The organism is Cupriavidus necator (assembly GCF_040578825.1).
GTDB classification, from domain to species: domain Bacteria; phylum Pseudomonadota; class Gammaproteobacteria; order Burkholderiales; family Burkholderiaceae; genus Cupriavidus; species Cupriavidus necator_E.
Window position 1 is genome coordinate 68,512 of record NZ_JBEFLI010000006.1, and the last position, 13,074, is coordinate 81,585.

At 67.7% G+C, this 13,074-nt stretch carries 12 protein-coding genes; 5 read left to right on the top strand and 7 right to left on the bottom strand.

Annotation, left to right across the window (positions count from 1 at the left end; genetic code table 11):
- Positions 1-45: 45 nt before the first annotated feature.
- Positions 46-1,353, bottom strand: a complete 1,308-nt coding sequence (locus AB1I47_RS05285) for an MFS transporter (RefSeq protein WP_354682719.1) — start codon at positions 1,351-1,353, stop codon at positions 46-48.
- Between the two features lie 356 nt (positions 1,354-1,709).
- Here AB1I47_RS05285 and AB1I47_RS05290 point away from each other — a divergent pair, with 356 nt between their 5' ends.
- The 3 genes from AB1I47_RS05290 to AB1I47_RS05300 all read left to right on the top strand — a co-directional run bounded on the left by AB1I47_RS05290 (position 1,710) and on the right by AB1I47_RS05300 (position 4,028).
- On the top strand, positions 1,710-2,660 hold the full coding sequence (locus AB1I47_RS05290) for a LysR family transcriptional regulator (RefSeq protein WP_354682720.1): 951 nt from the start codon (positions 1,710-1,712) through the stop codon (positions 2,658-2,660).
- A gap of 64 nt (positions 2,661-2,724) precedes the next feature.
- Positions 2,725-3,645: a LysR family transcriptional regulator gene (locus tag AB1I47_RS05295; protein WP_354682721.1), complete on the top strand. Its 921-nt coding sequence runs from the start codon at positions 2,725-2,727 to the stop codon at positions 3,643-3,645.
- A 14-nt stretch (positions 3,646-3,659) separates the two neighbouring features.
- Positions 3,660-4,028 carry a DUF2784 domain-containing protein gene (locus AB1I47_RS05300; protein ID WP_354682722.1) on the top strand — a complete coding sequence of 123 codons (369 nt, stop codon included), beginning with the start codon at positions 3,660-3,662 and terminating at the stop codon, positions 4,026-4,028.
- Positions 4,029-4,037: 9 nt separating this feature from the next.
- Here AB1I47_RS05300 and AB1I47_RS05305 read toward each other — a convergent pair whose 3' ends face one another.
- The 5 genes from AB1I47_RS05305 to AB1I47_RS05325 form a co-directional block, all read right to left on the bottom strand.
- Positions 4,038-4,871 carry a crotonase/enoyl-CoA hydratase family protein gene (locus AB1I47_RS05305; protein WP_354682723.1) on the bottom strand — a complete coding sequence of 278 codons (834 nt, stop codon included), beginning with the start codon at positions 4,869-4,871 and terminating at the stop codon, positions 4,038-4,040.
- 81 nt (positions 4,872-4,952) lie between these two features.
- Positions 4,953-5,738, bottom strand: coding sequence for an enoyl-CoA hydratase-related protein (locus AB1I47_RS05310; protein WP_354682724.1), 786 nt, complete (start codon positions 5,736-5,738; stop codon positions 4,953-4,955).
- Positions 5,739-5,794: 56 nt separating this feature from the next.
- Entirely contained in the window at positions 5,795-6,595 is an 801-nt protein-coding gene (locus tag AB1I47_RS05315) for an SDR family oxidoreductase (protein ID WP_354682725.1), read from the bottom strand.
- A gap of 618 nt (positions 6,596-7,213) precedes the next feature.
- The gene (locus AB1I47_RS05320; protein ID WP_354682726.1) at positions 7,214-7,906 is read right to left on the bottom strand and encodes a GntR family transcriptional regulator; all 693 of its coding nucleotides are present in this window, start codon (positions 7,904-7,906) and stop codon (positions 7,214-7,216) included.
- 48 nt (positions 7,907-7,954) lie between these two features.
- The gene (locus AB1I47_RS05325; RefSeq protein WP_354682727.1) at positions 7,955-9,361 is read right to left on the bottom strand and encodes a C4-dicarboxylate transporter DctA; all 1,407 of its coding nucleotides are present in this window, start codon (positions 9,359-9,361) and stop codon (positions 7,955-7,957) included.
- Between the two features lie 425 nt (positions 9,362-9,786).
- Here AB1I47_RS05325 and AB1I47_RS05330 point away from each other — a divergent pair, with 425 nt between their 5' ends.
- Entirely contained in the window at positions 9,787-11,046 is a 1,260-nt protein-coding gene (locus AB1I47_RS05330) for an allantoate amidohydrolase (protein WP_354682728.1), read from the top strand.
- A 56-nt stretch (positions 11,047-11,102) separates the two neighbouring features.
- Positions 11,103-12,371, top strand: coding sequence for a M20/M25/M40 family metallo-hydrolase (locus AB1I47_RS05335; RefSeq protein WP_354682729.1), 1,269 nt, complete (start codon positions 11,103-11,105; stop codon positions 12,369-12,371).
- Positions 12,372-12,481: 110 nt separating this feature from the next.
- On the opposite strand, the gene AB1I47_RS05340 is transcribed toward AB1I47_RS05335, so the two are convergent.
- Complete coding sequence (locus tag AB1I47_RS05340; RefSeq protein WP_354682730.1) at positions 12,482-13,063, bottom strand: GNAT family N-acetyltransferase; 582 nt, start codon at positions 13,061-13,063, stop codon at positions 12,482-12,484.
- Between the last annotated feature and the right edge of the window lie 11 nt (positions 13,064-13,074).

The following is a 13,074-nucleotide window of genomic DNA, read 5'->3' on the forward strand; positions in this document are numbered from 1 at the left end:
GGGTCGGTCTCCGGAAAAGGTTGTGCAGGCGGTTGTGTATGCGGATCAATGCGCGCGGGTCTCGCGGATGCGCAGCACGGCCAGCAGCGTGATCACGCCGCAAACCAGCATGTAGAAGGCGGGCGACATCGGATTGCCGGTGCGCGCCAGCATCCATGTGACGATGAACTGCGACGAGCCGCCGAACACGGTCACGCCCACGCTGTAGATCACCGACAGGCCGCTGGCACGCACGCCGGCCGGCAGCATCTCCAGCATCATCAGGAACATCGGCGTGGTGCCCAGGTTGACCAGCGCGGTCAGCAGCGCCGACACGCACAGCACCAGCGGTACGCTCGGGTAGGCATTGATCAGCCAGAAGGCCGGGTAGACCGCCAGCATGCTGAGCACGAGCGAGGCGACCACCAGCGGCTTGCGCGCGCTGAGCCGGTCGGCCAGGCGGCCGGCAAGGAGCGACACCACCGTCAGCGTCAGCCCGGTGACGCAGCCCGACAGGAACGACAGCGAGGCCGGCATGTGCAGCACGCGGATCATGTAGGTTGGCATGAAGAACACGACCAGGTACATGGTGGCGGTGCCCGCGGTCGTCGCCAGGATGCCCTTGAGCACGGTGGCCCAGTGGTTGCGGAACAGTTCGCCCAGCGGGCTCGGCGCGTGGGCGTCGGCCTGGTGGGTTTCATCGAGATGCGCGCGGATGTACAGTCCCACCGGCGCGATCAGCAGGCCCGCCAGGAATGGCAGGCGCCAGCCCCAGCTTTCCAGTGAGGCAGTGGGCAACAGCGCGTACAGCGTGGCGCCGGTCAGCGCGCCCAGCAGCGCCGAGATACCCTGGCTGCCCAGCTGCCAGCTCACGCGCCAGCCGCGGCCTTTGACGCCGCCGGCCTCCATCAGCATCGCGGTGGAGGCGCCGATCTCGCCGCCGAGCGAGAAGCCCTGCAGCAGCCGGCCCGCCACGATCATCAGCGAACCGAAGATGCCGGCCGACGCATACGGCGGCGCCAACGCGATGCACAGCGTGCCCGCCACCATCAGACCGATGGTCAGCGTCATCGCCGCCTTGCGGCCGCGCCGGTCGGCGTAGCTGCCAATCACCACGCCGCCGAGCGGGCGCATCACGAAGCCGATGCCGAACGTGGCAACTGCCAGCAGCAGCGAGCCGTAGGGGCTGTCGGACGGGAAGAACAGCTTGCCGATGAGCAGCGAGAAAAAGCTGTAGACGGTGAAGTCGAACATCTCCAGCGCATTGCCCAGCGAGCATGCCGCGATCAGGCGGAACTGGCTTTGGTTGCGGGGTTTGCTGGCGGCGGTGGGAGCCGCGACGCTGGCAGGCGTCGCGAGGGTGGCGTCGTTCATGCAAGGTCTCCACGAACTGGTGGGGGGCTGCACGCACGGCGGACCGGTGTGGTCGAGGCCTGGCAAGAAGGCTCGCGCGGCAGTCAGGTTGGCAACCTGTGGCGCTGAGTATTCAGGCAAACGGGCCGGGACAAAAAATCATATATTTTCATCCTGATAACCAGATCGAATCACCGTCATAACCGGTGCCGGGTCGGTATCGGGATAACTACTGAAGGCGGGCGGCAAAGCCTTGGCACTCGCGGGTCCGGCGGGCAAGTGCGCGACGCAGCGCCCCGGCGCGCGGCGCCCGCGCATGGGGCACGTTGCGCCGCGCCGGGGCACGGCGCACGGCAACGGAACAGGAAGCGGAAACCATGAAGCTGCATCAACTGCGGGTCCTGCTGGCGGTGGCCGAGCATGGCAGCATCCACGAGGCGGCGCGCGCGCTGCATATTTCGCAGCCGGCGCTGTCCAAGGCGATCGCCGAGCTGGAGCGCGAGCTGGGCGTGACGCTGCTGTCGCGCTCAGTGCGCGGCGTCAGCCTGACCGCGTATGGGCTGGCGCTGGTCAAGCGCGCCAGCGTGGTCGAGCAGGAGCTGCGGCATGCGCTGGAGGATATCGAATCGATCCGCGGCCACGCCGAGGCCGAGCTCAATATCGGCTTCACCGCGGTGGCGTCGAGCGGTCCGCTGCCCGCAGCCATGGCGGCATTCCGGCAACGCTTCCCGAACGTGGCGTTGCGCGCCTTTGAGCTGCGGCCGCAGCAGATCCAGGAGGGCCTGCGTGAAGGGCGGCTGGACCTCGGGCTGATTTCCACCAACAGCGGCCCCGGCTCGGCCTCGCTGCAATGGGAACCGCTGTTCTCGGTCGGCATGAAGCTGGCGGTGCGCGCCGGGCACCCGCTGCGGCGCACGCGCCGGCTGCGGCCCCTGCAGGACGCCGACTGGCTGGTGCTGGACCCGGTCGACGATGCCGGCAGCCCGCTGGCCAGCCTGATGCGGCTGCACCGGATGGAGATGCCGCGCCGCGTGGTGCAAAGCGCATCGAACCTGCTCGGGCTGCAGCTGGCCACGCGCACGGACCTGATCAGCATGTGGTCGGACTTTGTCTTCCACGGCACCGGCGGTCCGCTGCAGCTGGCCAGCGACCAGCTGGTGCCGCTGCCGATCCAGGACGAGCTGCCCGATTTCCGCGTGTTCCTGGTCTACCGCTCGGTCGACCTGATGACGCACGCCTGCGCCGAATTCACCCGTGAAGTGCGGCATTGTGCCCGCCAGCGGCGCGATGCGCCGCCTGCCATGCGCCGCGCCCGATCTGCTTCATAAGCGCCGCCCGGATGCCACAGCGGCGCCGATGCCGCACAATGGCGCCCGGGAGACGAAATATCAGATGGACAAACTCAAGCAAATCGAAGCCTTTATCGCCGTGGTGGAGCACGGCAGCATGGCGGCCGCGGCGCTCACGCAGAACGTGACGCCGGTGATGATCGGCCGCCGCATCAATGCGCTGGAAGCGCGCATCGGCGTCAAGCTGCTGCACCGGTCCACGCGCCGCATCGCCGTGACCGAGCAGGGCGCGGTGTTCATGGAGCAGTGCAAGAAGGCGCTGGCCGACCTGGACCGCGCCGAGATGCTGATCGCCGAGGGCAAGCACAAGGCCACCGGACACCTGATCGTGTCGGCGCCGGCCGCGTTCGGGCGCAAGCATGTAGCGCCGCACGCGCCGGCATTCCTCGCCGCCAACCCGGAGGTGCAGATCTCCTTCAACCTGACCGACCGCGTGGTCGACCTGGTGCGCGAAGGGTATGACGTCGGCATCCGTATCGGCGGTGCGATCGATCCGAACTTTGTCGCGATCAAGCTGGCGTCGAACAAGCGCGTGGTGTGCGGCACGCCGGCGTACTTCGCCAGGTACGGCGTGCCGCAGACGCTCGACGACCTGGCGCAGCACAATTGCCTCGCGTTCAACCTGCAGGGCGGCCAGCAGCGCGGCTGGTACTTCAGCCAGAACGGCAAGACCGTGACCGTGCGCGTGAACGGCAACCTCGACTGCAACGACGGCGAGCTGCTGCATCGCTGGACCGGCGAGGGCCTGGGGCTCGGGTGGCGTTCGACGTGGGAGATCCTGCCGCAGCTCGAGAGCGGCGAGCTGATTACGGTGCTCGACGAATATGCGCTGCCGGCCTACGACATCCTCGCGGTGTACCCGCAGCAGCGGCCGGTGCCCGCCAAGATCCGCTTCTTTATCGAACACCTGAAGGCGCAGTTCGCGCGGCCTGGCTACTGGATGGCTGCCGGGAACGGGGACTGAAAGGCGATGGCGCGATGCCGATGACAGCCTGGCTGGCCGATCTCGTCGTTGTCGTGCACGGACTGTTTATCCTGTTCGTGGTGGCTGGCGGCCTGCTGGTATTGCGCTGGCCGCGCCTCGCATGGGTGCATCTGCCTGCCGCGGTGTGGGGCGTGCTGATCGAATGGTTGGGCTGGATCTGTCCGCTGACGCCGCTGGAGAACACGCTGCGCCAGGCCGCGGGGCAAGCGGGGTACAGCGGCGGCTTTGTCGAGCGCTACCTGTTGCCGCTGATCTATCCGGCCGGGCTGACGCCGGCGGTGCAGCTATGGCTGGGGCTGGTGGTGCTGGTGGTCAACGTGGCGATCTACGCGGTGTGGTGGCGCCGGCGGCGCCACCACTGAGATACCGCCTCAGCGCGCCGGATCGAAGCGCGGCGCGCGTTTTTCCATATTGGCCAGCACCGCTTCGCGCTGGTTGGGCGAGCCGATCAGCTTGTCCTGTTCATCGGACTCGGCCTGCAGGATCGCGGCATGGTCGCCACGTTCGGTCACCGCCATCAGCCGCTTGGCGGCACGGATCGCATCGGGACTCTTCTGCGCGACCTGGCGTGCGGCTGCCATCGCCGCAGCGCGCGGATCGTCGGCGACATAAGTGCCCAGGCCCAGCGCGCAGGCTTCGGTGCCGCTCAGCACGCGGGCGCTGTAGATCAGCTCGCGCAGCACGTCGGGGCGTACCAGCCCGTGCGTCAGCACCATGCCGGCCATATCGGGCACCAGTCCCCACTTCATCTCCATGACCGATATCTTGGTGTCGGGCGCGACATAGCGCACGTCAGCACCGAGCGCCACCTGCAAGCCGCCGCCAAAGGCCACGCCATGCACCGCGGCGAACACCGGCACCGGCAACTCGCGCCACACCATGCAGGCGTATTGCGGGCGGTTGGAGATGCCATGGGTGCGCTGGCCAAGGCGGCCGGCGCCGATGCTGTCGTTCTGCGCTTCGCCGCCGCCGTCTGACAGCATGCCCGCCATGCGGCCCATATCGAGTCCCGCGCAAAACGCGCGGCCTTCGCCGGACAGGACCACAGCGCGCAAGTCGGACATGCGGCGCAGTTGCTCGCCGGTTTCGATCAACGCATCGAACATGGCCTGGTCGAGGGCGTTCATCTTGTCGGGGCGGTTCAGGCGCACGTCGGCGACGCCGCCTTCGATGGTGACGAGAATACGTTCGTTGCTGGCGCTCATGGGCAGGGTCCCTGGTGTCTCAGTGTTGGTGATCATGCGTAGCGTCTGCGCTCAGTCGCGCTCAGTCGCGGTCAGACACGCTCAGCGGCCCGTGAACTTCGGCGCGCGCTTCTCGACAAAGGCCGCCACGCCTTCGCGGCAGTCTTCGCTGCGGCTGGCACGCGACTGCAGCGTGGCTTCGACTTCGAGCTGCGCGGGCAGGTCGTTGTCGAAGCTCCGGTTGAGCGCTTCCTTGATCAGCCCGTAGGCCATCGTCGGCATCGTAGCCAGGTGGCGCGCCAGCTTGCCGGCTTCCTCCTGCAGCGCTTCGTCGGCATGGACCTTCCACACCAGCCCGATGCGGTGTGCTTCTTCCGCGTCGATCTTCTCGGCCAGGATCGCGAGCGCGCGGGCGCGCATCTCGCCGGCGTAGCGCGGCAGGAAGTAGGTGCTGCCGGCATCGGGAATCAGGCCGATCTTGGAGAACGCCTGCAGGAAGCTGGCCGAGCGGCCCGCCAGCACCACGTCGCCGGCCAGCGCCAGGCTCATGCCGGCACCGGCGGCAACACCGTTGACCGCGGTGATTACCGGCTTGGGCATCTGGCGCAGCGCCAGGATGATCGGGTGGTAGCGCTCGCGCAGCATCGCGCCGGAATCGGCCAGGCCATTGCCGCCGCTCTGGCGCGCGGCCAGGTCGGCACCGGCGCAGAAGCCGCGGCCCGCGCCGGTCAGCAGTACCGCGCGGACCGCGGCGTCCGCCGCGGCGCGTTCGACGCCCTCGCGCAGCTCGCGCAACAGGTCGGCGTTCATCGCATTGAGCACGTCGGGCCGGTTCAGGGTCAGCGTGGCGACGCCTTCGCTGGCGTGGTAGAGGACGGATGCTGTCATGGGTGCTCTCCTTGTTCGTTGATTCGTGTGGCTCGCGGTAATGAGTGCCGGCGCCATTACGGCTTCTTCAGCGCGTCCGCCGAGGCATCGCCCAGCTTGCTGCCGCCGTCGCAGTCGAGGATGGTGCCGGTGATGTAGCGCGCGTTGTCGCTGCTCAGGTATAGCGCGGCATCGGCGATATCGTCCTTGGTGCCATAGTCGCGCAGCGCCAGCCGCGCCTTGTAGCGGGCCTCGGCCTCGGGCGTGGGCGCGAGCCGCGCCATGCCCTCGGTATCGGTGATCGGGCCGGGCGAAATGCCGTTCACGCGCACGCCGGCCGGGCCCCATTCCATCGCCAGGCACTTGATCAGCATGTTGATGCCGGCCTTGGCCGCGCAGGCATGGGCCTGGAACATCATCGCGTTGACCCCCTGCGGCGCGGTGATCGCGATCAGCGACGAGCCTGGCTTGTTGAGGTGGTCGAAGCTGGCGCGGAACACGTTGAAGGTGCCGAGCAGGTCGATATCGACCACCGTCTTGAAGGCGTTGGCCGACATGCCGACCGCCGGGGCGAGGAAATTGCCCGCGGCGCCGGAGATCACCACGTCGATCGGGCCCAGCTCATTTTGCGCGCGGACGAGGGCCGCTTCCACCGCGGCGTAGTCGCGCACGTCGGCGGCCATGCCGATGGCGGTGCCGCCCGCGGCGGTGATGGTGCCGGCCGCGGCTTCGATGCGCTCGGCGGTGCGGCTGATCAGCGCGAGCTTCGCGCCGGCGCGCGCGAAGCCGTGCGCAATGCCGAGGTTGATGCCGGAGGAAGCGCCGGCGACGAATACGGTCTTGCCGGCGAAGGCGTCTGCGCGGAAGGCACTGGTCATGGAATGTCCTCTCGATCGATGGTCAGGGCGATGCGGGCCGCGGTCTTGTATCGGACAAGACCATGGCGGGGCGTGCAGCGAGGGAGGTGTGCTAGCGCCGGCGGCGTAGCTGCCGGGCGGGCGTGGCGCGGTCGCGCATGGCGGGTCTCCATTTCTATGTTCTGGTATGCGTCCGCGCGGCGGGATGCCCCGGCGGCGGCGCTGGCCTCTGGTGCGGGCCACCGGCATCCTAACCCGAAGCCGGGATTCGATCACGCGCGCAGCCGGCAATGGCGGAGCGCCGCCGGCGCAATAGTGCGAGCGCGGCGGGGGCACCGTCAGCGCGGCCGCAATCGCCGCAAAGCGCTGGCTGGAAAGGGAAAGAGGGAAGCGCGGACGGGTCCGGGGACGGGACCAGGAGCCCGCGCGCAGCGATCGCGGTTCAGCCGCGCGAAACCCAGTCCTCAGAAAAAAGAAAGCCCGCACACCATTGCAGCGTGCGGGCAGCCTCCCGGCGATGAGGCGCGGAAGGCAGAGTGCTCATGAAGTGCGCCCCCGCGTCTTCATGGCGAGGACAAGTGTGCGCGCAGGCGTCGGCCGGTGCTTTGACTCACATCAAGCGCTGGCCAGGCGCACCGCTCAGGCCAGCAGCGCCGCCACCAGGTCCTTGCCGCGCGACACAGGTGCGGTCTCTTCGAAATGCAGCGCGCCTTCGACATGGCCGAGATGGTCCACCATCAGCGCGACCGCGCGCTCGACATCGCCGGCACGCGCGGCCTCGATGAACTCGCGGTGCTCATCCGACGAGCACGCCGCATCGCGCCTCGACTGGTACAGCATGGTGATGACCGCGCTGCGCGTCGACAGCTCGCGCATCATCTCGGTCAGCACGCTGTTGCCGACCACCTCGGCCAGCACGATATGGAAGTCGCCCAGCAGCCGGGTGCGCACCTGCGCGTCGTTGCCGGCCAGCGCCTTGCGCTCGGCCGCCAGGTGCTTGTCGATGCGCTTGTAGTCCGCCGGGGTCGCCCTGGCGACGAATTCGCGCGCCAGCGCCGCCTCCAGGATGCGCCGCACCGCGAAGACCTCGCGCGCTTCTTCCGCGCTGGGCTTGGCAACGAACGCGCCCTTGTCCGGCACCATCTGGATGACCTTGTCCTTGGACAGCATCAGCAGCGCCGCGCGCACCTTGGTGCGGCTCACGCGGTAGACGCTGGCCAGGGCCTCCTCGCGCAGCTTGGTGCCGGGCGGCAGGCGGTGCGAGACGATCGCCGCGACAATGTCTTCGGCGATCGCTTCGGCGGTCATGTCAGGATCGATATGCTCGGGCATGGCAGCGCACTTGCGCAGAGGCTGCGCGGTTGGGGAGATGCCGTGATTCTAGCGCCCCGCGGCGGTCCCGGGCACGGCGGCCGGCGAACCGCCGGCGGCGCCGTCTTCAGCCATCGCTGCCAGGCCTGCGTCGAGGTCGGTGGCGGTGATGGTGCCGTTGAGCACGCCATGGGCCCGTTCACGGTCGATATCCTTCTCCCAGGCGGCCACCACCACGGTTGCCACGCAATTGCCGATCAGGTTGCCGAGCGCGCGCGCGATGCCGATAAACCAGTCCACCGACAGCACCAGCACCAGCCCGATCGCGGGAATGGCGGGGTGCGCCGACAGCGTCGCCGCCAGGATCACGATGGCCGAGCCGGGAATGCCGTGCGCGCCCTTGGACGTGACCAGCGCCACCGCCAGGATGCCGAGCAGGTCGGCCATGGCCAGCGGCGTGTTGGTGGCCTGCGCAATGAATACCGCGGCCAGCGTCAGGTAAATCGAGAACGCATCGAGGTTGAACGAGTAGCCGGTCGGGATCACCAGGCCGACCACCGACTTCTTGATGCCCATGAACTCCAGCTTCTTCATCACCTGCGGCAGCACGCTGTCCGACGAGGCCGTGCCCAGCACCACCAGCAGTTCGGCGCGCAGGTAGCGGATCAGCTTGATCACGGAGAAGCCGCATACGCGCATGATGGTGCCCAGCACCACCAGCACGAACACAATCACCGCGCCGTAGAACAGGAACACCAGGAAGCCAAGCTGCTTGAGCGAGCCGATGCCGTACTTGCCCACGGTGAAGGCCACCGCGCCCAGCACGCCCAGCGGCGCGAGCTTGATGATGAAGGCCATCATCTTGAACAGCGTGTGCGAGAAGGTGTCGATCAGGCGCACCAGCGGTTTGCCCGGCTCACCGACCAGCGACAGCGCGCAGCCGAACAGGATCGACACCAGCAGCACCTGCAGCACGTCGCCGTTGGCGAACGCACCCATTACCGTGTTGGGGATCAGCTTGAGCAGGAAGTCGACCGTGCCCTGGTCCTTCACCTTGGTGGCGTTGTCGATAAAGCCGGCGATGGCCGAGGCGTCGAGCGAACGCGGATCGACATTCATGCCGACGCCGGGCTGGAACACATAGGCCAGCACGATGCCCAGCGCCAGCGCGATAGTGGTGACGATCTCGAAATACACCACCGCTTTGATGCCGACGCGGCCGACCTTCTTCAGCTCGCCGGCGCCGCAGATGCCGGCCACCACCACGCAGAACACGATCGGGCCGATCAGCATCTTGATCAGCTTGATAAAGGCGTCGCCGAGCGGCTTGAGCTTGGCGGCGAATTCAGGGAAAAGCAGGCCGAGTGCGGTGCCGAGCACCAGTGCGATCAGCACCTGGCCGAACAGCGAGCGGGTAAAGCGGGTGTGCAGGCGTGGGGTGCCCGGGCGGGGCTGCGAGGGAACTGCGTGCTGCATGGTTGTCTCCGTGCCGGGCCCGTCCCGCGCCTGTCCATTGGCTGGCGCTGGCTGGCCCATCTGATCCAGGAATCACCGGCTGCCCCCGTACTGCTCTGCTGGCGGGTGGGCTGCCGGCCTTACGTTCCGTGCGCGGCTCCCAGGTCGGAAGCTCGCCACCTCGCGGACAGCCCCCCTGTTGGGGCGGTATCCACGCAATCCGCTGTCCGGAACGGATTGTCCGAAGCAGATTGTCTGAACGTGAAACCGAATATAGTGCATATCATTTTTGTATGCAATTTTTGAATTCACTGTGCTAACATGAATCGCACAGAATAGAGCTTCGGCACGGGCGCCATGCCCGCGCCGGCTGGCCCCGGCAGACGCCGGCAGGCACGCCGGATCACCCGCCGTGGCAACCACGCACTTCCAGCAGGAGACAACGCATGGCAGCAATTCCGTCGCCGTCCACAGCCGCAGAGGTGGGCACGCGCATCATGGGCTGGGCCGACGCCCTCGCCGTCCATACCGAGCAGCCCGGCATGCTCACCCGCACCTACCTGACCGACGCGCACCACGGCGCCGCCGCGCAGCTGACCGAATGGATGCAGCAGGCCGGCATGACGGTGCGCCGTGACGCTGCCGGCAACGTGATCGGCCGCTACGAGGGCACCTCGCCCGACGCGCCGGCGCTGCTGACCGGCTCTCACTTCGACACCGTGCGCGATGCCGGCCGCTACGACGGCAACCTCGGCGTGATCCTGCCGGTCGCCTGCGTGGCCGAGTGGAACCGCCAGGGCAAGCGCTTTCCGTTTGCGATCGAGGTGGTGGGCTTTGCCGAGGAAGAGGGCGTGCGCTTCAAGGCCACGCTGCTGGGCAGCCGCGCCATCGCCGGCACCTTCGACAACAATGTGCTGGATAATGTCGACGACGCCGGCAAGACCATGCGTGAGGTGATGCGCGAGGCGGGTTTCGATGCCGCCGCGCTGCCGGCCGCGAAGCATGACCCCGGCAAGGTGCTGGCCTTCGTCGAAGTGCATATCGAGCAGGGGCCCGTGCTGCTCAATGAAAACCTGCCGGTAGGCGTGGTGACCGCGATCTCCGGTGCCACGCGCTTCATCGTCGAACTCGAAGGCCTGGCCGGCCATGCCGGCACGGTGCCGATGGACATGCGCCGCGACGCGGCGATGGCCGGCGCGGAGATCGGCCTTTTTATCGAGAAGCGCTGCGGCGGCAAACCGGGCCTGGTCGGCACCGTCGGCCAGTTCAACGTGCCCAACGGCGCCACCAACGTGGTGCCCGGCCATGCGGTGTTCTCCATTGACATCCGCTCCGGCATCGACGCCGAGCGCGAGGCCGCCGTCAGCGACGTGCTGGCCGAGATCGAGCGCGTGTGCGCGCGCCGCAACGTGCTTGCGCAGATCCGCAAGACCCACGAGGCCAGGAGCGTGCCGTGCGCCCCGTGGCTGCAAGAGCAATGGGCCGCCGCGATCGCCCGCCAGGGCGTGCCGGTGCGCCACCTGCCGTCGGGCGCTGGCCACGACGCCATGGCCATTGCCGCCATCGCCGATGTCGCCATGCTGTTCGTGCGCTGCGGCAACGGTGGCATCAGCCACCATCCCACCGAAACCATGACCGCCGAGGATGCAGCCCTGTCCGCGCGCGTGTTCAGCGATTTCGTCGAAAACTTCCGGCTGCCCCAGTAAGCGCGCACGCCCCGGAACCCTACCCGAACCCTCCTGAGTAGTTACGAGAACAAGTCATGACCGCACGAGACAATATGAACCCCATCGAAACCACGCTGACGCAGTTCATCGACCAGCACCGCCCGGAACAGGAAGCCTTCCTGGCCGAACTGGTCAAGGTGCCCTCGGACAACCCCGCCGGTGACTGCGACGCGCACGGCAAGCGCGCCAAGGAACTGCTGGAGGGCCTGGGTTTCACGGTGGAGGCGCACAAGGTGCCCGACGCGCAGGTGAAGGCGGCCGGCATGATCAGCGCCACCAACCTGGTGGTGCGCAAGCAGTTCGGCACGGGCGGCCCGACCATCGCCATGAACGCCCACGGCGACGTGGTGCCCCCGGGCCTGGGCTGGACCAAGGATCCGTACGGCGGCGAGATTGCCGACAGCGAACACGGCCCGGTCATGTATGGCCGCGGCGTGGCGGTGTCCAAGTCGGATTTCGCCACCTACACCTACGCCGTGCTGGCGCTGATGGAAGCCGAGAAGCAGGGGGCGAAGATCAACGGCGCGGTCGAGCTGCAATTCACCTATGACGAGGAAACCGGTGGCGACATCGGTCCGAAGTTCCTGCTCGACAACAACCTGAGCAAGGCCGACTACGCGATTTCGGCCGGCTTCTCGTATGGCATCACGTCGTCGCACAACGGCTGCCTGCACGTCGAGGTGACGGTCAAGGGCAAGCAGGGCCACGCCGCCATGCCGCACACCGGCGTCGACGCAATCGAGGCCGCCACCCACATCCTGCAAGCCATCTACGGCCTGCGTGCCGAGCTGGCCACGCGCAAGTCCAAGGTGCCCGGCATCGATACCGCCACGCTGAACGTCGGCCTGATCAAGGGCGGCATCAACACCAACGTGGTGCCGGACCTGGTGACCTTCCGCGTCGACCGCCGCATGATCCCCGAAGAAGTCGGCTTCGACGCCGAGGGCGAGATCCGCGCCGTGGTGGAGAAGGCCGCCAGGGACCGTCCGGGCATCGAGGTCAAGGTCGAGCGCATTATCCTGGCCGAGCCGCTCGCGGAACTGCCGGGCGTGGAAAAGCTGATCGGTGCGCTGAAGAGCCGTGCCGAGTCGGTGTTCGGCGTGGAGATCCCTGTGCAGGGCGTGCCGCTGTACACCGATGCCCGCCACTACACCAAGCGCGGCATCCCGACCGTGCTGTACGGTGCCGGTCCGCGCACGCTGATGGAGGCGCGTGGCCACAACTCTGACGAGAACCTGCGGCTGAACGACCTGAACCGGGCGACCAAGGTGGTGGCGCTGGCGTTGTCGGATCTGATGAAGTAAAGCGTCTGGCTGTCAACGGCAGCCTGGCCTTGAAACAACAAAAAAACGCCACGGAGATTGTGGCGTTTTCTTACGGTAAACATGTCTGAAGTCGCAGAGGCCGATTCCGCTTACTCCGGCAGCGTCTTCGCCCCCCCAGCCCCCAGCACCCGCTGCATCAGCACCGTATCGATCCACTGTCCGTGCTTGAACCCCACCGCCTCGAGCCGGCCGACAGTGCGAAAGCCCAGCCGTTCATGCACGGCCAGCGAGCCTGCACCCCCGCCACCGGCGGTGCAGGCGATCACGGCGACCATCTGGCGCCACGGCCCGGTCTCGCAGCGCGCGATCAGTTCGGCCAGCAGCGCCTGGCCCAGGCCTTCGCCGACGCGCCGGTGGTCGATATAGATCGAATCCTCGATGGCAAAGCGGTACGCGCTGCGAGCACGGTATGCCGAGGCGTAGGCGTAGCCGAGCACCTCGCCGTCACGCTCCGCCACCAGGTAGGGCAGGTCCTTGCGCCGGACTTCGGCAAAGCGCAGATGCATGTCGTCGACCGTGGGCGGCACCTCTTCGAACGACGCGCGGCCGTGCAGCACGTGATGCGCGTAGATGGCGTGGATGGCGGCAACGTCGGCGGGGGTGGCGTCGCGCAGCGAGAAGGGTTTGCGGGCGGCGACAGGATGCGCGGGAAGGGTGGTGGCGGAGGTCATCGGAAGAAGCA